General features: G+C 41.4%; 19 protein-coding genes and 1 pseudogene. 6 read left to right on the top strand and 14 right to left on the bottom strand.

Annotated elements, in window-relative coordinates; all coding sequences use genetic code 11:
* Positions 1 to 49: 49 nt before the first annotated feature.
* The gene (gene pnp, locus HMPREF9182_RS07655) at positions 50 to 2248 is read right to left on the bottom strand and encodes a polyribonucleotide nucleotidyltransferase (RefSeq protein WP_009754625.1); all 2199 of its coding nucleotides are present in this window, start codon (positions 2246 to 2248) and stop codon (positions 50 to 52) included.
* 609 nt (positions 2249 to 2857) lie between these two features.
* Between pnp and pepF the strand changes: the two genes are divergently transcribed.
* Positions 2858 to 4654 carry an oligoendopeptidase F gene (gene pepF, locus HMPREF9182_RS07650; protein ID WP_009754863.1) on the top strand — a complete coding sequence of 599 codons (1797 nt, stop codon included), beginning with the start codon at positions 2858 to 2860 and terminating at the stop codon, positions 4652 to 4654.
* A 226-nt stretch (positions 4655 to 4880) separates the two neighbouring features.
* On the opposite strand, the gene trxA is transcribed toward pepF, so the two are convergent.
* Both trxA and HMPREF9182_RS07640 read right to left on the bottom strand, forming a co-directional pair.
* Positions 4881 to 5195, bottom strand: coding sequence for a thioredoxin (trxA, locus tag HMPREF9182_RS07645; protein WP_009443893.1), 315 nt, complete (start codon positions 5193 to 5195; stop codon positions 4881 to 4883).
* Positions 5196 to 5212: 17 nt separating this feature from the next.
* Positions 5213 to 5434, bottom strand: a complete 222-nt coding sequence (locus tag HMPREF9182_RS07640) for a DUF4649 family protein (protein WP_002899027.1) — start codon at positions 5432 to 5434, stop codon at positions 5213 to 5215.
* Between the two features lie 191 nt (positions 5435 to 5625).
* On the opposite strand from HMPREF9182_RS07640, the gene HMPREF9182_RS07635 reads away from it, so the two are divergent.
* Positions 5626 to 6552, top strand: a complete 927-nt coding sequence (locus tag HMPREF9182_RS07635; protein WP_009444020.1) for an alpha/beta hydrolase family protein — start codon at positions 5626 to 5628, stop codon at positions 6550 to 6552.
* A gap of 319 nt (positions 6553 to 6871) precedes the next feature.
* Here the strand turns inward: HMPREF9182_RS07635 and rpsO are convergent, their stop codons facing one another.
* From rpsO to HMPREF9182_RS07615, 4 genes and pseudogenes are all read right to left on the bottom strand, one after another.
* Positions 6872 to 7141 (bottom strand): 30S ribosomal protein S15, encoded by a 270-nt coding sequence (gene rpsO / locus HMPREF9182_RS07630; RefSeq protein WP_001018251.1) that lies wholly within the window; start codon positions 7139 to 7141, stop codon positions 6872 to 6874.
* A 125-nt stretch (positions 7142 to 7266) separates the two neighbouring features.
* On the bottom strand, positions 7267 to 7998 hold the full coding sequence (locus HMPREF9182_RS07625) for a potassium channel family protein (protein WP_009443577.1): 732 nt from the start codon (positions 7996 to 7998) through the stop codon (positions 7267 to 7269).
* 70 nt (positions 7999 to 8068) lie between these two features.
* Positions 8069 to 8797, bottom strand: a complete 729-nt coding sequence (locus HMPREF9182_RS07620; protein ID WP_009443104.1) for a pseudouridine synthase — start codon at positions 8795 to 8797, stop codon at positions 8069 to 8071.
* Positions 8784 to 9940: pseudogene (locus HMPREF9182_RS07615) on the bottom strand (MFS transporter). Before HMPREF9182_RS07615 ends, HMPREF9182_RS07620 begins: the two are co-directional and overlap by 14 nt.
* Positions 9941 to 10086: 146 nt before the next feature.
* Here HMPREF9182_RS07615 and def point away from each other — a divergent pair.
* The 4 genes from def to HMPREF9182_RS07595 all read left to right on the top strand — a co-directional run bounded on the left by def (position 10087) and on the right by HMPREF9182_RS07595 (position 13241).
* Positions 10087 to 10701, top strand: coding sequence for a peptide deformylase (gene def / locus HMPREF9182_RS07610; protein WP_009754969.1), 615 nt, complete (start codon positions 10087 to 10089; stop codon positions 10699 to 10701).
* Positions 10702 to 10875: 174 nt separating this feature from the next.
* On the top strand, positions 10876 to 11925 hold the full coding sequence (locus HMPREF9182_RS07605; protein ID WP_128080252.1) for a bifunctional glycosyltransferase family 2/GtrA family protein: 1050 nt from the start codon (positions 10876 to 10878) through the stop codon (positions 11923 to 11925).
* 70 nt (positions 11926 to 11995) lie between these two features.
* A complete protein-coding gene (locus tag HMPREF9182_RS07600; RefSeq protein ID WP_009754864.1) occupies positions 11996 to 12820 on the top strand; it encodes a phosphodiester glycosidase family protein in 825 nt (274 codons plus the stop codon).
* Entirely contained in the window at positions 12801 to 13241 is a 441-nt protein-coding gene (locus HMPREF9182_RS07595) for a hypothetical protein (RefSeq protein WP_009443581.1), read from the top strand. Before HMPREF9182_RS07600 ends, HMPREF9182_RS07595 begins: the two co-directional genes overlap by 20 nt.
* Positions 13242 to 13292: 51 nt before the next feature.
* Here the strand turns inward: HMPREF9182_RS07595 and HMPREF9182_RS07590 are convergent, their stop codons facing one another.
* The 7 genes from HMPREF9182_RS07590 to HMPREF9182_RS07560 all read right to left on the bottom strand — a co-directional run bounded on the left by HMPREF9182_RS07590 (position 13293) and on the right by HMPREF9182_RS07560 (position 21996).
* Positions 13293 to 15677, bottom strand: coding sequence for a phosphoketolase family protein (locus HMPREF9182_RS07590; RefSeq protein ID WP_009754781.1), 2385 nt, complete (start codon positions 15675 to 15677; stop codon positions 13293 to 13295).
* A 414-nt stretch (positions 15678 to 16091) separates the two neighbouring features.
* Positions 16092 to 16946, bottom strand: coding sequence for a methylenetetrahydrofolate reductase [NAD(P)H] (metF, locus tag HMPREF9182_RS07585; RefSeq protein ID WP_009754575.1), 855 nt, complete (start codon positions 16944 to 16946; stop codon positions 16092 to 16094).
* A gap of 70 nt (positions 16947 to 17016) precedes the next feature.
* The gene (metE, locus tag HMPREF9182_RS07580) at positions 17017 to 19266 is read right to left on the bottom strand and encodes a 5-methyltetrahydropteroyltriglutamate--homocysteine S-methyltransferase (protein WP_009443313.1); all 2250 of its coding nucleotides are present in this window, start codon (positions 19264 to 19266) and stop codon (positions 17017 to 17019) included.
* Between the two features lie 275 nt (positions 19267 to 19541).
* Positions 19542 to 20909: a PTS sugar transporter subunit IIC gene (locus HMPREF9182_RS07575; protein ID WP_009754875.1), complete on the bottom strand. Its 1368-nt coding sequence runs from the start codon at positions 20907 to 20909 to the stop codon at positions 19542 to 19544.
* A complete protein-coding gene (locus HMPREF9182_RS09630; RefSeq protein ID WP_009443508.1) occupies positions 20909 to 21349 on the bottom strand; it encodes a DUF3284 domain-containing protein in 441 nt (146 codons plus the stop codon). Before HMPREF9182_RS09630 ends, HMPREF9182_RS07575 begins: the two co-directional genes overlap by 1 nt.
* A gap of 4 nt (positions 21350 to 21353) precedes the next feature.
* Positions 21354 to 21683, bottom strand: a complete 330-nt coding sequence (locus HMPREF9182_RS07565) for a PTS lactose/cellobiose transporter subunit IIA (protein ID WP_009754945.1) — start codon at positions 21681 to 21683, stop codon at positions 21354 to 21356.
* A gap of 1 nt (position 21684) precedes the next feature.
* The gene (locus HMPREF9182_RS07560) at positions 21685 to 21996 is read right to left on the bottom strand and encodes a PTS sugar transporter subunit IIB (RefSeq protein ID WP_009443682.1); all 312 of its coding nucleotides are present in this window, start codon (positions 21994 to 21996) and stop codon (positions 21685 to 21687) included.

Below are 21996 nucleotides of genomic sequence, written 5' to 3'. Positions count from 1 at the left end.
TTCTTCACGAAGAACTTTACAACGTAGCTGAATCCAACACCCTTTTTCATTATTCTTCTACTTTAGTACGAGGAATCTCTTCATCCTTTTTATGGCCTTGCTTGCTTTCTGGATGATTATCATGGTGCTTGTCTGATTTTTCAGGTTTAGGCGGACGTGGCAAAAGAGCTTTCATAGAAGCATCTACCCGACCTTTGGCATCAATCTTAATAACCTTGACATCCACTTCATCACCGATTTGTACGACATCTTCGACATTATTAGTCCGAGTCCAAGCTAGCTCTGAAATGTGAACCAGTGCATCCGTCTTGTCAAAGAGATTGACAAAGGCACCGAATTTCTCAATCCGAACAACCTTAGCATGGTAAACTTCATCCACTTTTGCTTCGCGGACCAAGCCAGCAATAATTTCCTTAGCACGATTAATCGCGTCTTGATCGCTAGAGTAGATGGATACATTACCCTCTTCATCAATGTCAATCTTAACACCGGTCTCAGCGATAATCTTGTCGATAGTTTCCCCACCTTTACCGATGACAATCTTAATCTTGTCCACATCAATCTTGATGGTGTCGATTTTCGGAGCAGTTGGAGCCAACTCAAGACGTGGAGCTGGAATCGTCGCTTCAATCAAGTCCAGAATTTCAAAGCGGGCTTTCTTAGCCTGAGCCAGAGCTTCTGTCAAGATCTCAGCTGTAATCCCTTCAATCTTAATATCCATCTGCAGGGCGGTAATCCCTTCGCGAGTACCAGCTACCTTAAAGTCCATATCACCAAAATGGTCTTCCAAACCTTGAATGTCCGTCAGAACCGTATAGTTGCTGCCATCTGAAATCAATCCCATGGCAATTCCGGCAACCGGTGCCTTAATCGGCACACCACCGGCCATCAGAGCCAAAGTGCCCGCACAGATAGAGGCCTGTGAGGAAGAACCGTTTGACTCCAAGACTTCTGCTACCAGACGGATAGCGTAAGGAAACTCTTCCAAGCTAGGCAAGACTTGCTCCAAGGCACGTTCCCCAAGAGCACCGTGTCCAATTTCACGACGGCCAGGAGCCCCATAACGACCTGTCTCACCGACAGAGTATTGCGGGAAGTTATAGTGGTGCATGAAGCGTTTCTTGTATTCTGGATCCAAACCGTCCACAATTTGCGTTTCGCCCATTGGTGCTAGTGTCAGGACAGACAAGGCTTGGGTTTGCCCACGGGTAAAGAGTCCTGAACCATGCACGCGCGGTAGGTAATCCACTTCCGCATCCAGCGGACGGATTTCATCAACCTTACGACCATCAGGACGGACCTTATCTTCGGTGATCAAACGGCGCACTTCCGCATGCTCCATTTGCTCCAAGATTTCAGCCACATCACGCATGATACGGTCGAATTCTTCGTGGTCTGCGTATTTCTCTTCATAAACTGCTGTGACTTGATCTTTGACAGCCTGAGTTGCTGCTTCACGCGCCAGCTTTTCTTCTACCTGAACAGCCTTTTGCAAATCGCTGTTATAGGCTGCGATAATCTCTGCTTGCAACTCTTCATCAACATGCAGCAATTCTACTTCTGCTTTTTCCTTGCCAACTGCAGCAACAATTTCTTCCTGGAAGGCAATCAATTCTTTGACCGCTTCGTGCCCTTTGAGAAGAGCTTCCAGCATGACATCTTCAGACAGTTCCTTGGCTCCAGACTCTACCATGTTGATAGCATCTTTGGTACCAGCTACTGTCAGTTCCAAAAGTGAAACTTCTTTTTGCTCCTTGCTAGGATTGATGATGAATTCACCATCTACATAGCCGACTTGAACTCCTGCAATAGGGCCGTTAAAAGGAATATCTGAGATAGAAAGAGCCAGAGAGCTACCAAACATAGCAGCCATTTGAGGCGAAGCATCTTCGTCATAAGAAAGAACAGTATTGATAACCTGAACTTCATTGCGGAAACCTTCCGCAAACATAGGACGAATCGGACGATCAATCAAGCGGGCAGTCAAAGTCGCATCTGTTGACGGACGGCCTTCGCGCTTGTTAAAGCCGCCAGGATATTTCCCAGCCGCATACATTTTTTCCTCATAGTTGACCTGCAATGGAAAAAAGTCACCAGTAGCCATCTTTTTGGACATGGTTGCCGCAGTTAAAACGGTACTTTCTCCATATCGAACAACGGCGCTGCCATTTGCCTGCTTTGCAACCTGACCGGTTTCAACTACCAGCTCACGACCTGCAAAAACGGTTTTAAAAACTTGTTTTGTCATAAAGACTCCTTGCCGAGCACATGCTCAATTTTTTTCATACGTCTTGGCTACAAAGATCAAGATACTAAGACCTTAAGCAATTCAAAGGAAAATAGGAAAGCGAGCTACGGAGCGACTGCTCCTAGATAGATTTATCTTTTTCCACAGAGTTGTAGGCGTGTTCAATTCTCAAGATACTAAGACCGTCAAAAGCAACGTAAAAATAGGAAACTGGCGAAGTCTTCGATGAAGACAAGACAGTTTATCTTTTTTACACAGCTTTTAGGGCGTGTTCAGTTCATCAAGATACTAAGACCTTAAGCAACTCATAGGACGTGTTCAGTTAGCACTTTGACTTTAATTTCATGGTCTTAGTAGCTTATTATATCCTCATCTTTGTATCAAGCACGTACAGACCTTATTTTACCACAATTTCAGGCAAAAGAAAAAGCTCAGAAACAGCTTTTCTACAAATCCACTAAAATTAATGAACTTTTTACATAACTAGAATAATGACGCATAAAGTCACATTTCATCCGTTCTTTCTTCCCATACGTATCAAATGTATTTTTTTCACTATGATAGACTTTTTTGCTATACTATTTTTATATATCATAAAAGGAGTAGACTATGGAACAAAAACATCGTTCTGAATTTCCAGAAAATGAACTCTGGGACCTAACAGCCCTTTACCAAGACCAAGAGGACTTCCTGCGGACCATTGAGAAGGCCAGAGAGGACATCCAAAAATTCGTCCGTGATTACCAAGGCAAGCTCGACACTTTCGAAGATTTTGAGCGGGCTTTTGCTGAGTTAGAGCAGATTTATATCCAAATCAGCCACATCGGTAACTACGGCTTTATGCCACAGACCACTGATTTTGGTGACGAGAGCTTTGCGCAAATTGCCCAAGCAGCTATGGAGTTTGAGACCGAGGCCAATGTCGCACTCAGCTTCTTTGACGACGCCCTGGTCGGTGCAGACGAGGCTGTCTTGGAGAGGCTAGGTCAAGAGCCCCATCTGACTTCAGCTATCCGCCAGGCTAAAATCAAAAAAGCCCACTATCTAGGAGCAGATGTCGAAAAAGCCTTGACCAATCTGGGCGAGGTCTTTTACAGTCCACAGGATATTTACACCAAGATGCGGGCCGGTGACTTTGCCATGGCTGACTTTGAAGTAGACGGCAAAGTTTACAAAAACAGCTTTGTCACCTATGAGAATTTCTATCAAAACCATGAAAATGCAGAAATCCGCGAAAAAGCTTTCCGCTCTTTCTCTGAAGGCCTTCGTCAGCATCAAAACACTGCCGCAGCTGCCTATCTGGCTCAGGTCAAATCTGAAAAACTGCTGGCTGACATGAAAGGCTATGACTCTGTCTTTGACTATTTGCTAGCTGAGCAAGAAGTTGATCGCTCTATGTTTGATCGGCAGATTGACTTGATTATGAGCGAATTTGCCCCAGTAGCTCAGAAATACCTCAAGCATGTCGCTAAGGTAAACGGACTTGAGAAAATGACCTTCGCCGACTGGAAACTGGACTTGGACAGCGAGCTCAATCCCGAAGTCAGCATTGATGATGCCTACGACCTCGTCATGAAGTCAGTCGAGCCACTCGGACAAGAGTATTATCAAGAAGTTGCCCGCTATAAGGAAGAACGCTGGGTCGACTTTGCGGCCAATGCCGGAAAGGACTCTGGAGGCTATGCAGCTGATCCTTATCGGGTTCACCCTTATGTCCTCATGAGCTGGACTGGCCGCATGAGTGATGTCTATACTTTGATTCACGAGATTGGACACTCCGGTCAGTTTATCTTCTCTGACAATCACCAAAGCTATTTCAACGCCCACATGTCCACCTACTATGTGGAAGCACCATCTACCTTTAATGAGCTCCTGCTCAGTGATTATCTAGAACGCCAGTTTGATAATCCTCGTCAGAAACGATTTGCTCTGGCTCACCGTCTGACAGATACCTACTTCCACAACTTCATCACTCACTTGCTGGAAGCTGCCTTCCAACGCAAGGTCTATACTTTGATTGAAGAAGGCGGAACTTTCGGCGCAAGCAAACTCAACGCTATCATGAAAGAAGTCTTGACGGACTTCTGGGGCGATGCCGTGGAAATCGACGACGACGCTGCCCTGACTTGGATGCGCCAAGCTCACTACTACATGGGGCTGTACAGCTACACTTACTCTGCAGGATTGGTCATCTCTACTGCCGGCTACCTACATCTGAAAAATGACGAAAATGGTGCCCGTGACTGGCTTGAGCTACTCAAATCTGGCGGCAGCAAGACTCCACTTGAGTCAGCTATGATTATCGGAGCAGATATTTCAACGGACAAACCACTCCGTGACACCATCCGATTCCTCTCTGATACTGTAGATCAGATTATTGCCTATAGTGAGGAGTTGGGGGAGTAAGCCCATATATTTAGAATCAGACTCGGATTATTCATCTGGGTCTGATTTTTAGTTCTTTTAAAGAACAAAATCAAATCTATATTTCCAATTATTGCAAAAATATTTATATACATTCTCAAACAAAGATTTAAATTAACTTCTTATTGTTATAACCGAAATAAAAAAGGCCGCTCCAACACAAGAGCAGTCTCATTTTAAAACAGGCCTATCTAACCGTCATCTTACTTTATCCCAACTCCGCCACAATGGCTTTAATCTGCTGGGCTGTGTGAACACCCGCTACCTGCTTGACGACTTGACCGTCTTTTTTAAAGAGCAAGGTCGGGATAGACATGATGCCAAAAGCTCTTGCTGTAGCTGGATTTTCGTCCACATCCATCTTGACAATCTTGAGCTCATCTTCGGAAAGTTCCTCTGAGAGTTTGTCAAGGATCGGCCCTTGCATGCGACAAGGCCCACACCAAGTCGCCCAGAAGTCTACCAAGACTAAACCGTCTTTTGTTTCTTGTTCAAATGTTGCATCTGTGATTGCTTTTACCATTTTTTTCTCCTTTATTCTCAGTCAAATTTTGTCAAATCCTGCTTCATCAGGAAAAAGAAGACGTCGCCGTAAGTACCCTGATAGTTCAAATCATGACCTTTATAAGTCAATTTTTTAACCGGGTAATAATCCGCCACACCAATCAAGCAGGCTTGCTGGGACTGCTCAAACTCCTGATAAGACTCAAAGGTCATCTTCCGCTCCTGCTTGACAGCATCCAAATAAGTAATTTCAATCATAACTTCTCCTTTTTCAAATTACTCTTGCAATTTTTATTTTATGATTTAATTGTAATGACTTTGATTACATCTGTCAAATATTTTGCTTCTCATTTTAGGCTCATCATAAAATAAAGAATATCCCCAATCTCTATTCTTGTAAAATACATTCATTTCCGCTATAATACTACAAATACTGAAAGGAGAGAACTATGAAGTATATTTGGGCTTTCTTAGCAACCTTGAGCTTGACAGGACTGGCTCTGTTCTTCTGGCACTTCCAGACCAAACCGAATCCTACCCCTCCTAAACCAGAAACCACACAGACAGCCTCTAGCGAGAAGAGCGACAAGCAACCGACTCCGACAGAAGACATCGTATCCGAAGAGTACAGTATTTCATACGATGACAAGCAACTCTACGGAAAGATTACTGCTCCTCGTGACTACAAGAGTAAAAAATTGCCGACTATTGTTATCGCGCATGGATTCAACAACACCCTTGAGCAATATGAAATATACAGCCAGCTGCTAGCAAAGCAAGGTTATCTAGTTTACAGCTTTGATTTCTACGGCGGCAGCCGCCAATCGAAAAGCGGTGGACAAGATATGCTGAATATGTCGGTCAAGACCGAACTCACAGACTTGACTCAAGTCATGGAAAAGCTTCGTTCTGAGACCTTTGTAGATAAGAGCAAAATAAGTTTATTCAGTGCTAGCCAAGGTGGTGTCGTTGCCAGTCTCTATGCTGCTGCTTATCCGGACCGCGTGCACAAACTCATGCTCATCTTTCCAGCCTTCGTTCTGTTCGACGATGTGCAGGAGACCTACCGTCAGCTGGGAAGTCCAGACCTAAATCAACTTCCTGATAGCCTGACACACCGCAATGCTACCCTGGGCAAGATTTATCTAATCGATGCCTTAAACATTGACATCCAAGCAGAGCAGACCAAAATCACAGCTCCGACCCTCATTATCCATGGCACTGATGATGCAGTCGTTCCCTACCAGTATGCGGTCGAAGCGAGTCAGACCATTCCAAATGCAGAGCTGGTCACTGTAGAAGGCGGGGAGCATCGCATCGACGAAAAATTTGCTATCACTGCCGCTCCTGCAATCCAAAAATTCTTGAAAGAGTAAAGCCGATGATAGAAAAAGTTCTTCTAAAATTATGGAAGAACTTTTTATTTGGAAAAATTAGAAGAATTAGACTAGGAAACGACATTTGAACATCTTAAAACGAACTAAGATGAATGATGAATAAAAAAGTCTCTAAAACCAGAGAGCCAATTTGAGCTCGGGCTAAAATCCCAGTGAAAAAGAAAAAGCACTCTACAAATAAGAGTGCTCCATTCTTGCAGGATAAAATGTTTCTAGACAAGGCGACGCGAGCCGAAGATTGTACTGATGGTACATCAAGGCAAAGTCAACGAAGTATAGGAACCTTTTAGACGCAAGATTAACGACGAAGTCCAAGAGAGTTGATCAACTCGCGGTAACGGTTAACATCGTTTTTACGAAGGTAAGCCAAAAGGTTACGACGGCGACCAATCTTTTTCATCAAACCACGGTAAGTAGCATGGTCTTTTTTGTGTTGTTTGATGTGTTCATTTAGGTGGTTGATTTCCCAAGTAAGGACAGCAACTTGTACCTCTACTGAACCAGTGTCACCTTCGTGACGTGCATATTGTGCAATGATTTCATTTTTTTTCTCTTTTGAGATTGCCATGATATTCTCCTTTTCTTTACGCTTCATCCGAGTGGCAGGTTTGGCATGGCCTGCAACCAAGAAGAAGTTATTTGCCTTTTAGACATTCCTATTCTACCAAGAAGGTCTAGCTTTGTCAAATGATTCTATCTTGAATCTTCCTTATTTTGTAAATAGGAGTGAATGGCTTCTAATATTTTTCGTTGTTCTGCCAACTCCTTTTCAATTTTCAGAAGTTTCTCCTCAGTGAGATTCTCATTTCTAACAAAAAAATTAGTTAAGGAGCTAGTAAGCAAGCCTAACGTCCCAATACCACTCAGCATCAAGATAATCGCAATCATTTTACCAATAATAGTCGTTGGGACGACATCACCATAACCGACCGTGGTAACCGTTGCTATGGCCCACCAAAGCGAGTCAATAAAAGGCTTTTGTTCAACATATGAAATAATTGCACTGCCAATAAAAAGGAGCAATACATTGATATAAAACAAATGCAAAAAACCATTTTTAAGAAGAAAACGCTCTAGGTATCGTTTGAGCTTATTGCTCAAACCAATTAAGCGCGATAATTTGCTTAATTTTGCTAAACGTGCAATTCGACCAAGACGGAAAAAAGTGAAAAACAAACTAAAAGGAATAATCGCTAACAGATCAAAAATATGACTTTTGAAGAAACGCCACTTGTCTGGAGCCAGGTAGAAACCCACTCCATAATCTATAGCAAAAATTAGTGTAATCGCTCCATCTAACCAAATGTAAGGTGCTACATAAATATCAATAAACCCGATAAAATCTAATAGAACCAAACAGATAGAAATCACAGCTAAAAAGATAATGCTCTGCTCATAAATCCTTTGTTTTGCCTCTTTTTGCATTGTCATGTCCTTCCCATGTCCTTTATAGATGGCATCATTAGAAAAGCCAGCACTTCATGCGCTGGTTCTCTTACAATTCCACTTCAAAAATTTCCAAAGCTCCTAACTCTTCTTCAGTCAATCTCCGCCATTCTCCGAGAGCCAAAGTAGTGTCCAAACACAGAGGCCCCATGGAGATGCGCTCCAAATCTGTGACTTCTTTCCCACAAGCTGCAACCATGCGCTTGACTTGGTGAAACTTGCCTTCGGCAATGATAATCTCGACGAGAGAGGTTTCTTTTTCCTCATCTATCTCTAAAATCTTAAGCTGAGCTGGCTGGCAGACAAAATCCTTCAGTTCTATTCCTGCAGCAAAACGCTCTATATCTTCGTGATTCATCAGGCCAGCAACGTGAGCTCGGTAGATTTTCTCAACATGCTTTTTAGGAGATAACATGGCATGAGCCAATTTACCATTATTAGTCAAAAGGAGTAAGCCGTGAGTATCAATATCCAAGCGACCCACCGGAAAAACCGCCTTCTGATGGGCAGTAGCATCTAGCAAGTCTAGAACCGTCTTGTGGTGATTATCTTCTGTCGCCGAAATGACCCCTTGTGGCTTGTTAAGAAGATAATAGACGAATTTTTCATAACTCAGTTTTTGACCCGAAACGATAATATCATCTGCCGCCTCATCAATCTGAGTCTTAGGTGATTTCTCTGCTCTGCCATTGACCAACACCAAGCCCTTTTTTAGAAGTTGTTTGACTTCAGTGCGTGAACCAAGACCATTTTCAACTAAAAATTTATCTAGACGCATGTTCTTCCTTCGTTATAAAGTGAGAGATAATAGCCATGCCCATCATCATGATTCCCAGAACAGAAAAGATGAAGATAGGATCTGATGATAATCCACCAATAAAAGAGAGGACAAAAGTCGTAATTGAAGCACCACCACTACAGCCTAGAACAGTGATAGAAACTGCTTGATTGACTTGATGTAGAGGGATTTTTTCAGATAAAACATGAAAGACTGTTGTCAGAGAGGTACTATATGTAAAACCAGCAAATAAAGTACTAACCCCCAGGAACCAAATATTCTGAGAAAGCCCAATCAAAATTAAACCAAGCCCAAAACAGATCCCTACAATCGTGAGCAAACGTCCTTTAAAAATACCTACCATCGTCGCAAAGCTAATTCCCGCCACAATTCCAATTAATTGCATAGCGCTCAAAACCAAACTAGCCACCTCTGGTGTACCTATCTGATGGTAAACAACCAAACTAGGTACGCGTAAATTGATCGTTGTATTACATAAAACAATAACTCCAGATACTAAAGCAGAAAGTAAGGTTAGGCGAAGCTGATGAGATGTCATTTTTCTTTTTTACCTTGCTCATTATGATAGTCTTCCCCTTTCTCATAAGGAACAAAGAAAAGGAAAAGCCCTAAGACTAAAAAGCAAAAACTATAAGCAAGAAAAGTTACAGTCCAGCCAAAGCGCAAGAGCTGACCAACAATCAAGGTTAAAAGTGCTGTTCCTACCACTTCTGCTGACCCTCGATAGCCTAACAGCTGCACACGTTCCTTCCCATGGTATCGTTCACTGATAATGGAAATCGCCTTCGCATTGATCATCCCTGTTCCTAGCCCAAAAATCAAACGAGATAGAAAGACAACACTGTAAGACTGATTGAACAATGGAACAAAGGCACAAAGTGACATGACAAGCAAGCCAGTCACAATCATCGTTCTCTCTGATAAGAAACGCTCTAAAAAGCTATTTAGCACAAGCATTACCATGATTCCGACAGAAGGCAGAGATACCAATAACTCTACCTTATCAGCAGGATAACCCTTATAGAAATCAAACATAGCTGGCAAAGCACTAGAGATTGAAAAAGACGTTGTCAGTACCAAAGACAGACTCAAGATACTGATTTTCTCCATTATTTTCTTCATTTTATTTCCCTTCAAAATCACACTATTAGTATGATACAGTTTTTTGTAGAAAGAAGCAATCTATTTGGAAGAAAAATAGCCTCCCCTTCCTTTCTTTCTCAACTATTTTATGTTATAGTATCATATAGAAAGAACGAGGAGAGAAAATGTCTGTAATTGAAAATTTGATTAAACCGGCTCATTTAATTGATATGAAGGATATTATTCGAGAGGGAAATCCTACTTTGCGTGCTATTGCAGAGGAAGTTTCTTTTCCCCTAACAGACGAGCAGATCCTTTTAGGTGAAAAAATGATGCAATTCCTACATAACTCACAAGATCCTGTCATGGCAGAAAAACTAGGTCTGCGTGGCGGTGTAGGATTAGCTGCACCACAGCTAGATGTCTCTCAGCGTATTATTGCAGTACTTTTGCCAAATCCTGATGATGAAAATGGCAAACCACCAAAAGAGGCTTACGCTTTAAGAGAAGTCATGTATAATCCCAAAATCGTAGCTCACTCCGTTCAAGATGCTGCCTTAGCTGATGGTGAAGGATGCTTGTCTGTTGACCGTGATGTCCCTGGTTACGTCGTTCGCCACGCTCGTGTTACTGTAGATTATTTTGATAAAAATGGCGAAAAACATCGTATCAAACTCAAAGGCTACAAGGCCATTGTCGTCCAACATGAAATAGATCACTTAAACGGCATTATGTTCTATGATCGCATCAATGAAGCTGATCCATTTGCTATTAAAGATGATATGCTGATTCTAGAATAAGTCATTTAAACAACTCGTATTACACCTTAGAAGTTAGATAGAGACTCTAATTTCTAGGGTGTTTTTGTATATTTTTCCTTAAACAAATATTAAACCAAACTTAAAGCTAACTGATATCAGTTAGCTTTAAGGAGCAGTCTATATACTATCTACTAAACATCTAAGAAAGAGGTACTGTTTATGGACTATCTCGTTATTCCTGCTTATGAACCAGATTTCAATCTCATCCGCCTACTTAAAAAAGTTCGTGAAAAAAGCGATTTTAATTTAATTGTAATCAATGATGGTAGCTCTGCCTCATGTAATCGAATCTTCGAGCAAGCGTCACACTATGCCACAGTCTTACATCACTCTACCAATCAGGGAAAAGGGCAAGCTCTTAAAACAGCTTTCCACTACATCCAGTCTCAAAATGATTACGGTATCGTTGTCACAGCAGATGCAGATGGGCAGCATAAACTTTGGGATATTCTCAGAGTTGCCAACTGTGCTCAAGAGCAACCTCAGAAATTAATCTTAGGGGCACGAGCATTTACCGGAAAGGTCCCACTACGAAGCCGATTCGGAAATAGTTTGACCCGTCTGCTCTTTAAACAACAAACCGGCGTTGCTGTTTCGGATACCCAGACCGGCCTTCGTGCCTTTACCAGTAATATGCTTCCATTTATGCTCTCCATAGAAGGACAACGCTACGAATACGAAATGAATATACTCCTACAAGCCTGTAAAGTCTATCCCATTGTAGAAGTGCCTATCGAAACAATCTACATCGATGATAATAAAACTTCTCATTTTAGACCCATTCAAGATGGCCTGATGATTTACAAGGATATGTTTAAGTTCGCCTTATCTTCACTGAGTAGCTTTATTGTGGACTATCTGGTCTACGCTATCGCCCTACTCTTTCTAGTTGCTGTTCCGATTACTCTTCGGATTCTCCTGGCTAATGGAATTGCTCGTGTCACAAGCTCCGTCTTTAACTATTCAACTAATAAAAAGCTCGTCTTTAAAAATGAAGATAGTCTATTGAAAACGGGAAGTAGCTATTTAGGACTAGCTATAGGCTTATTTATCCTAGATACTGCCCTCATCAGACTTTTCTACACTATCTTTAATGGCAATCTCTTACTCATCAAAATTCTGGTTGGCATACTACTATTTTCTCTCTCTTGGTTCATTCAAAAGAAATTCGTTTTTAAAGAAAGGACGCATCCTATATCATGAAAATTTTAAAAAATCTTACGCCTATGCTAGTCTTTTTGGCTTATTGTTGACTGCATCCTTTAGCTACTCCATGCTCAAGACCTTTGTCTTATCAGAGTCCATCACAACTGTCAAAGCCAACACTACAAGCAGTAGCACCAGTACAACTGCAACCAATGTCAGCACGTCTGATACTAGCTACAGCGACGATAATATCTCCATTACACTAACGGAAAAAACAGTCAGCAATACCCAGGTTTATATTGCTGATATAACGGTCAGCTCTGCTGAATATCTAAAAACTGCTTTGGCTCAAAACACTTATGGAACCAATGTCACTGCCAAAACATCAGTCACTGCCGCCAACAACAATGCTATTTTAGCTGTCAACGGTGACTACTACGGGGCTAACTCTACTGGCTATGTTATCCGCAACGGGGTTGTCTACCGTGATACTGTCCGAGAAGACTCCAGTAATGGTGATTTGGCGATTTACAAGGACGGCTCCTTTAAGATCATTTATGAGGATGAAACATCTGCAGAACAGCTAGTGAAAGATGGAGTTGTAAATCTTCTTGCCTTTGGTCCATCTTTAGTTGAAAATGGTGAAATTGTCGTAAATACCAACTCTGAAGTCGGTCAATCCATGGCTTCCAACCCCCGTACAGCTATCGGTATTATCGATGAAAACCACTATATCATTATTGTGTCAGATGGCCGAACCTCAGAAAGTCAGGGACTATCCCTCTATGAGTTAGCCGAAGTCATGAAATCATATGGTGTCAAAACAGCTTATAACCTTGACGGTGGCGGATCTTCTACACTCTACTTCAATGGTCAGGTAATCAATAAACCAACGACCAACGGAAATATTTCAGAAAGGGCGGTGAGCGATATTGTCTACATCGGTTACTAATCCAAGCAAAAAACGTTTCAAAAAGACAGCTCTTGTCTATACTCTCTTAAGTATCTTCTTCTTTGCCTTTAGCCGTATCTATGAGTCTTTCAGCTTTGGCGAAACCTCTATCTATATGCACTATCTCTATGCAGTTCCTTTGGTTGGAGGCCTTCTTCTATTGATCATTCTCAAGATCATTCCCAACCTCTCTCGGCTCAGCCTCAACCTCTGGAACTCAGCAGTTGCTACTCTCACGGCGGGCGTCCTTTTCCGAGGCATTGTTAATCTATCTGGACGTTCCACGACGCTGGATCAGCCCTATATCTATACTAGCCTTGGCTTTCTTACCTTAGCTATTATTTCAATGTTATTCACTAGAAGCGTATGGGTAACCGAAAGTTCAAGTACTGGAACTCAAACCCCTTCCGCTCATCTCTAATATTATGCAAATAACAAAAAGGCTGGAATTTTCATTCCAAGCCTTTTATGTTTATTTATTAATATTTTCCCATTTCCAGTTGTGAACTTCTGGGATATCATCACCATTCTCACGAATGTATGCATTATGGTAAGCCACTGTTTCATCCATTTTAGCAGAGAATCCAGCCGCTGCTGCACCAAGTGCTGCATTTGCTGCATCTTGAGCCAAGTGGAAGCGATCCAATTCTGACATAACGCGCATATCAAACGGAGTCGTAATATCTCCATTTTCACGGTAACCGTGAACACGGAGGTTGTGGTTGTGACGATTGAAGAAGATGTCACGAATCATTCCTTCATAGCCATGGAAAGCAAAGATGACTGGCTTATTAGTTGTGAAGACTTTGTCAAATTCTTCATCTGAAAGTCCACGCGCATCTACAGATGGATGGCGAAGTTTCAAGATATCAACTACATTGACAAAGCGAATCTTAAGATCTGGGAAGGCCTTGTGGAGAATAGATACTGCCGCAAGAGCTTCTAAGTTTGGCTCAGTTCCCGCTGCTGCAAAGACAACATCTGGCTCTTCATTGTTAGACACAGTTGAAGCCCAGTCGATAACCTTATAACCTTCACGTACCAATTCTTCTGCTTCTGCAGCTGAATAGAATTGCGGACGTGGGTGTTTTGAAGTGACAATCAAGTTAATCTTATCTTCTGCTTTAAGCGCTTTGTCCATAACAGCCAACAAACTATTTGTATCAGCTGGCAAATACTCACGGATGTACTCTGGAGTCTTCTCTGCTAAGTGAGTCAAGATGCCTGGATCTTGGTGAGTGTAACCATTATGATCTTGTTGGAATACAGTAGACGTCGCAATTAAGTTCAGAGCTGGATAGTTCTTACGCCATGTTGTATGAGTTTTAGACTTACGCAACCACTTGAAGTGCTGTGTAATCATAGAGTCGACAACACGCAGGAATGATTCGTAAGAAGCAAAGAAGCCATGACGACCTGTTAAAACATAACCTTCCAACATTCCTTCTGCTTGATGCTCTGACAACTGAGAATCAATGACACGTCCCACTGGGCTTAACGCTTCATCATATTCAGGTCTCATTCGACCTAGCCATTGACGGTTGGTACGAGTGAAGACTTCTTGTAGACGATTTGATTTCGTTTCGTCTGGACCAAAGATACGGAAGTTATCTGGGTTAGCATCTACCAAATCAGCAGCATATTTACCAAACTCAATCATGTCTTGAGCCATGATTTCACCTGGTGTTTCAAATTTCAGAGCATGTTTCTTCCAATCAGCAGTATTCATCGGCTTGATGACACCCGCATTGGTGATTGGGTTCATCGCCATACGACGGTCACCTTTTGGAGCAATTGCTGCAATTTCTGGTAAGATTTTACCAGATTCGTCAAACAATTCTTCTGGGCGGTAAGATTGCAACCAGTCAAGCAGAGCGTCAACATGCTCCATATGATGCGAATCTACTGGAATTGGTACTTGGTGAGCACGGAAACCACCCTCAATTGGCGTGCCTTCCCATGACTTAGGTCCAGTCCAACCTTTTGGAATACGTGCAATCAATACAGGGAAAACTGCTTGAGTTGCTTCTTCAGCTGAACCTTTGCGAGCTTCTACCTGTACTTTCTTGATTTCTTCGATTGCTTCGTCCAATTTAGCTGCAAAAAGTGCATGAGCTGCTTCATGATTATCTGAAATAGCAGTCACATCAGCAAAAATCGGCTTCCAGCCCAAACCTTCAAAAAATAGAGCCAATTCTTCATCTGTTTTACGATCGAAGATAGTAGGGTTATGAATCTTACCACCATTCAGATAGAAGATTGGTAACACTGCACCATCGTTAACAGGATTAATAAAGGTATTCGACAACCAACCTGCCATCAATGGACCTGTTTCTCCCTCACCATCACCAATAACAGTTGCTGCAATCACATCCGGATTGTCCAAAATAGCTCCTGCTGCGTGAGATAAAGCATAACCTAGTTCTCCACCTTCGTGGATAGAACCTGGTGTTTCAGGCGCTGCGTGAGAAGCAATACCACCTGGGAATGAGAAAATCTTACATAAATGTTTGAATCCTTCTTCATTTTGAGGGATATTTGGATTTAACTCTGTGTATGAACCGTCAAGGTATGAGTTTGAAACCATCACCTGACCACCGTGACCTGGCCCTTCAATGTAGAACATATCTAGATCATATTTATTAATCGCCCGATTTAAGTGAGCATAAATAAAGTTTTGTCCTGGTACTGTTCCCCAGTGTCCAATTGGGTGTGCTTTCAGATCATTTGCTACCACTTCTCGCTTCAAAAGTGGATTGTCTTTCAGGTACATTTGAGCCGCTGAAATATAGTTAGCCGCACGCCACCAAGCGTCAACTTTGTCTAAATAAGCTTTAGAATTATAATCTGTTGTCATGTTTTCCTCGCTTTTCTATTTTGGGATATTTAGTAAAGACTAACCCCTGATATGAATCAACACCTTGATGATTGCCTCAATCATTCTCATGTAAAAGGATAAAAATAGAACTGGTTACAGCCATTTCTCCCCCTTACTTTTTTCTCACCGAATAAAAGCGTGAATTTTAATCACTCAAGTGCTATTCACTAAGAAGTCCTTTAAATGAATTTAAAACTCCTACTTTATCATTTTACCATACTTTTTGAAATATTTAGCAAAGAATTTATCACATGAAGCCTAAAATACAAGTCCAAACTTTACAAGCTTGCTATTCCTCGATTCTACCTGAATAGGATTGCTAAAAAATCAAAACTCTATCTGATGCCTATTTCAACGTTTAAGAAAGGAAATAGGGCAAGATAGAGTCTTTTATTATTTCGCAAAAAATGTATGGGTTGCTTGGTAAATATGATGGGCAGTCGCTGCATTATTCATTGTATAGAGATGGATTCCAGCCACATCCTGCGTTACTAAATCAACAATCTGATCAATCGCGTAAGCTAATCCAGCCGATCGAAGCGATTCTGGATCATGCTCATACTTGTCCAAGATAGCTCGAAACTTTCTTGGTAATTCAATATTTTCACATGTTTTAAGCAAACGCAAGGCCTGATTTCTATTTAAGACTGGCATAATCCCTGCATGAATCGGAACGTCAATCCCGGCTAGGACACATTTTTCTTGGAAATTATAGAAACGTTCATTATCGAAAAAGAGCTGTGTAACAAGACTGGAACAGCCTGCATCTACTTTCTTTTTCAAATTTTTAATATCCGACACGCAGTCTGGCGAATTGGGGTGACCTTCTGGATAGCAAGCACCAATAATATCAAAATGCGGAGCTTCTTCCTTGATATACTCAATTAAATCCGTTGCATATTTGAAATCATTTTTCGGTGCTGCATCCGGGAAAATATCCCCGCGTAAAGCTAAAATATTGTGCACGCCAACCTTATCCAAGGCATGTAAAATAGTCGATACCATTTCCTTCGTTAAATAAACTGCAGGTAAGTGAGCTATGGTAGGAATCCTCAAATCATTATAGATAAAGTCTGCCAAGCGAACCGTCGTTTCCTCAATATTAAACTTATTATTGCTAGCCGTCACACTTATAAAATGAGGAGCAATATCTTGCATTTCCCTAAGAGCCTTCACAATTTTTTCATTGCCTGCTGCTGGATTTGGAGGAAATACCTCAAATGAAAGAGAGGGAGTATGACGAGTCATAACAAACGAGTTCCTTTCTAATCTTAGCTCAACCAAACATTACTTACTTTTATAGGGTTAGCTATGAATCTTACAATTTCTGTCTAGCTGCTTTGGCTGCTTCAACTAAACGCACCAAGCTAGCTTTTGTTTCTGGAATACCGCGTGTTTTCAAACCACAGTCAGGGTTGATCCAAACTTTCTTACTTGGTACTTTGGCAAGAATAGCTTCGATGGTGTGGTCGATTTCGCCTTCGTTCGGCACACGTGGTGAGTGGATATCGTAAACACCAGGTCCCACTTCTGTTTGGAAGTTTTTCGCTTTGAGTTCATCCAAGATTTCAAGGTTTGAACGGCTTGCTTCAAAGGAAATAACGTCCGCATCCATGTTGTCGATAGCTGGGATGATATCTGTAAATTCTGAGTAACACATGTGAGTGTGGATTTGAGTGTCTGGCGCTACTGTAGAGTGTACCAAGCGGAAGGCAGGGATTGCCCAGTCAAGGTAGTCTTCATACCAGTCGCTACGACGGAGTGGCAATTTCTCACGAAGAGCAGCCTCATCGATTTGGATAATCTTCACGCCAGCAGCTTCAAGGTCAAGTACTTCGTCCTTGATGGCAAGTGCGATTTGAAGAGTTGAATCCTTGATAGAGATGTCTTCACGTGGGAATGACCAGTTGAGGATAGTAACCGGTCCAGTCAACATACCTTTGACAGGTTTGTCAGTACGGCTTTGTGCGTAGCTAGACCACTTGACAGTGATTGGGTTGAGACGAGTGACATCGCCCCAGATGATTGGTGGTTTCACCCCACGCATACCGTATGATTGTACCCAACCATTCTTAGAGAAGAGGTAACCTGACAAGTTTTGACCGAAGTACTCAACCATGTCGTTACGCTCGAACTCACCGTGCACCAGCACGTCAAAGCCAACTTCTTCTTGCCACTTTATCCATTCATCAATTTGCTCTGCCAAGAACTTGTCATAGTCTTCTACTGACAATTCACCCTTACGGAAGGCCAAGCGTTTGGCACGAACTTCCTTTGTTTGAGGGAATGAACCAATAGTTGTTGTAGGAAGGGCTGGAAGTTTGAAGGCTTCTTCTTGGATAGCTTCGCGTTCTGCAAAGGCTGGCAAACGAGTGTAGTCAGCGTCTGTCAAGCCAGCGATTCGAGCACGAAGTTCCGCATTTTCACCCACACGCTCCGTCGCAAAGAGTTCTTTGTTGGTTGCAAGAGCTTCTGCACCTTGTCCATTGCGGATAGCATCCAAGTCACGAAGTTCTTCCAATTTTTCAACTGCAAAGGCAAAGTGATTCAAAATTGCTGGTTCAAATTCTTCATTAGCAGTTGTAAATGGCACATGAAGAAGTGAGCATGAGCTTGTCAATACGATGTTTTCAGCTGGGATTTGCTCAAGAATAGCCAAGCTCTTTTCGTAATTGTTGCGCCAGATGTTCTTACCATTGATGATACCTGCATAGAGAGTCTTGTCAGCTGGGAAGCCACCTTTGACAAGCTCAAGTGTTTTCTTACCTTCAACGAAGTCCAAACCAATCGCATCTACTGGCAGCTGTACAAGGTCTGCATAGATATCACGAACGTCACCGAAGTATGTTTGAAGCAAGACTTCAAGACCTTTTTTGTCAGCCAAAAGCTTCTTATAAAGGTCCAAGAAGAGAGCTTTTTCTTCAGCTGATAGGTCTTTGACCAGACTTGGCTCATCCAGCTGGATACGCTCTGCACCTAGCTCTGCTAATTTTGCAAAAACTTCTTGATAAGCTGCAACAAGTGCATCTACAAAGTCAGCCGGCGCTACACCATCTTCAAAGTCAGATACTTGCAAAAGGGTGAATGGGCCAACCACAACTGGACGGGGCACCAAGCCCAACTCTTTAGCTTCAGCAAATTCATCAAAAATTTTATGGCCAGTCAGTTTGACTTGGGTTTCTTTTTCAAATTTAGGAACGATATAGTGGTAGTTGGTGTTGAACCATTTCTTCATCGGAAGGGCACGGACATCCCCTTTTTCTCCCTGATAGCCACGAGCCAAGGCAAAATAACGCTCCAAGGCAGTCAACTCCAACCCTTGCACAGATGACGGCACCACGTTAAAGAGAAAGGCCGCATCCAGCACATTGTCATAATGAGAAAAGTCATTTGACGGAATCTCAGAGATTCCTTTTTCCTTAACAATATTCCAGTGTTTAGCACGTAGCTCTTTGGCCACAGCCAAAAGCTCTTCTGCTGAGATTTCATGTCTAAAGTATTTTTCTGTTGTAAATTTTAATTCGCGGAATTCACCCAAACGTGGGAAACCAATGATAGTCGTTGACATAAGCGCCCTCCAAAATTTTTCTTGATTTTATCTTAGCAAAAAAGAAGCCCTCTGTATAATTGGAATTTAAGTGCATTTCATATAGTTTTAAACTATACCTATTTTTATAAACCTAGCCAACCCCTTGTAAATAAACATCTATTTTTAAAAGTCATGGATTGGTATAGTTAAAAATTATATATAACATTAAAAAAAGAGTGAAGTAAACTAAATAGTTATTTCATTTAGTTCTACTCACTCTTTTTCTTCTATTATTCTACTTTAGGATAGGCTCCTCAATCCTCAACTGCCTCTACTTTATTGGCAGCAATGACAAACGGTGTCCAAATTAGAAAGGCTACAAAAATATTGAAAAGTGATACCAAAGCAGCCATGATATTACCTCCTGTTGCTAAAAAAGCATAAAGACCTGGAGGAGTAATCCATGGAATTTGTTGGTAAACCGGTGGAATCAAGCCTGAAACTGTCGCTAAATAAGCAATCGCACAACAAATTGGTGGTACAATCAACCATGGAATTGCAAAGAGTGGATTCAACACCATTGGAATACCAAAAGTGACTGGTTCGTTAATATTAAATACTCCCATTGGAGCAGAAAGTTGTGCTACTGTACGGTATTCTTTTCTCTTAGAGAAGATAAAAATGGCAATAATAAGCGCAATCGTTACACCTGAACCACCCATTTGAGCATATGCGTCAAATGATCCCCTTGTCCAGATATATGGCAAATGCTCTACACTTCTACTTGCTTCATAAGCAGCTGTATTTTCAAATAAAGCCGGCAAATAAATACCATCTAATACAGGGCCCAGTACATTGTGGCCGTGCAATCCAAAGAACCAGAAAAGCTGGACTAGGAAGGACAATAAGACGACACTACCTAAACCTTGTGATAATCCCATCAATGGCTTTTGGACATAGCTCGAAATAAGGTCATTTAATGGAATATGCGCAAGTATCGCTGGTAAATAACCAAGAAGAGCTGATACGTAAATTGCAATTGTCCCTGGAATAATAGCAGCAAAAGCTTTATTAACAGCAGGTGGCACATTTTCAGGCATCTTAATAATCAATTTTTTATTCATTAAGAAACAATAAATTTCAGAAGAAATTAGGCCAATGAAAACAGCTGTAAACAAACCTGTAGCTCCTGCGTATGCAGTTGTAATAGCCCCCCACTGAGAGGTTTCTAAATTTGTTTTTCCACCTTCTTGTAAAAGAGTTAATCCAAGTTTTTTCAAAGCTTCAATGACAGTCTTGTCTACTCCTGCAAGCTCTGTAATGATTTTTACAGTTTGTGGAATAGTTGCCACAAAGGCACCAAATGCTACTAGACCACCTGCAATCGGATTAACCTTCTCATGTTGAGCGCGATTATAACCAAGTGCAAAAGCAAAAATTAGTGCCATAACAGCAATCGTTCCGAAATAAACATAACCATTTAATTCAATTAATGGTTTCATAGCTTCTGAAAAGCTAGTCCATCCCAAGTTGTTTGGAATGTCTCTGAAGAATACATTAAGTAAAACGGCAACTGAACCGGCCATCGTTAAGGGTAACATAGCCACAAAAGCATCACGAATCGCTACTAAATGCTTCTGCGCTCCTATTTTACCAGCAATTTTCATAAAACTGTTCATCATTATTGAACCTCCTTATTTTTTGCAAATTCCGCTAATTTTCTAATTTGAAGTCGCATACGCTTCTCCAAATTCTTTTTCATAAAAGGCAACATAAATTTATAATTCCAGCCATTGAGCTTACCTTCTGGCAAATATTCTTCCAAATATGTAATACGAACTTCATTTATCCCAGTATCTTCACATAGATAAGTTAACCACTGAACACCTCTATTTGAAGATATAGCAACAGAATATTGATGATTGCTAATCATCTCTCCAACAGTGACACGTACCGAATTTTCGTTTCTTTTTCCGAACTTTTTTTGATAGTGAAGTCCATTTCGAATTTGACTGTCTACTATTTTTTTGCCTGTTGACTCTTGGTAATCCTGCTTAAATAAGTCAAGTAATGTTTGATATACATTGCTTGCACATCCGGCAAAACGTTCAGATACTTCCATTTACTCAAGCACTCCTTTCTTGTAATTTTTTATAAACATCGATAACTTCTTTAGCCAAATCAATAAAGGTAATTGCATTCATCAAATGGTCTTGCCCATGGACCATTAAAAGAGTAACCTCAATACTATCTCCACGAGCCTCTTGTGTTAACATGTTTGTCTGAGCATGATGCGCTTGACTCAAGGATTGATTGGCTTCTATCAATTTGGCTTTGGCAACATCAAAATCAAATTTCTTCGCAGCACGAATAGCCTCAACTGCCTTTCCTTTTGCATCGCCACCATACATAATTAACTGCATGATGCCTTCCATTAGTCCAGAATCTTCATTCATATCATCCCTCCAATAACTGCATGGCACTAGCAAACACTTTTTCACCATTCATAATTCCATAATCAGCCATATTGATATCACTTACTTTTGTTGTGTCTCCATACTTTTCTTGATATTCATCTAACATAAACCGCACTTGAGGTCCAATTAATAAAACATCAATTTTCTTGCTTGACATTTCACCTTCAACTTCAGATACTGGGACAGCAAAAATAGTGGCCTCTATCCCCTTATTTTCTGCAGCCTTCTCCATTTTTGTCACTAGTAAGCTGGTAGACATACCGGCATTACAAACTAACATAATTGTTATCAT

The sequence above is a fragment of the Streptococcus sp. oral taxon 056 str. F0418 genome, from assembly GCF_000220065.1.
Lineage (GTDB): Bacteria > Bacillota > Bacilli > Lactobacillales > Streptococcaceae > Streptococcus.
This window is presented reverse-complemented; position numbering and strand designations above follow the sequence as displayed.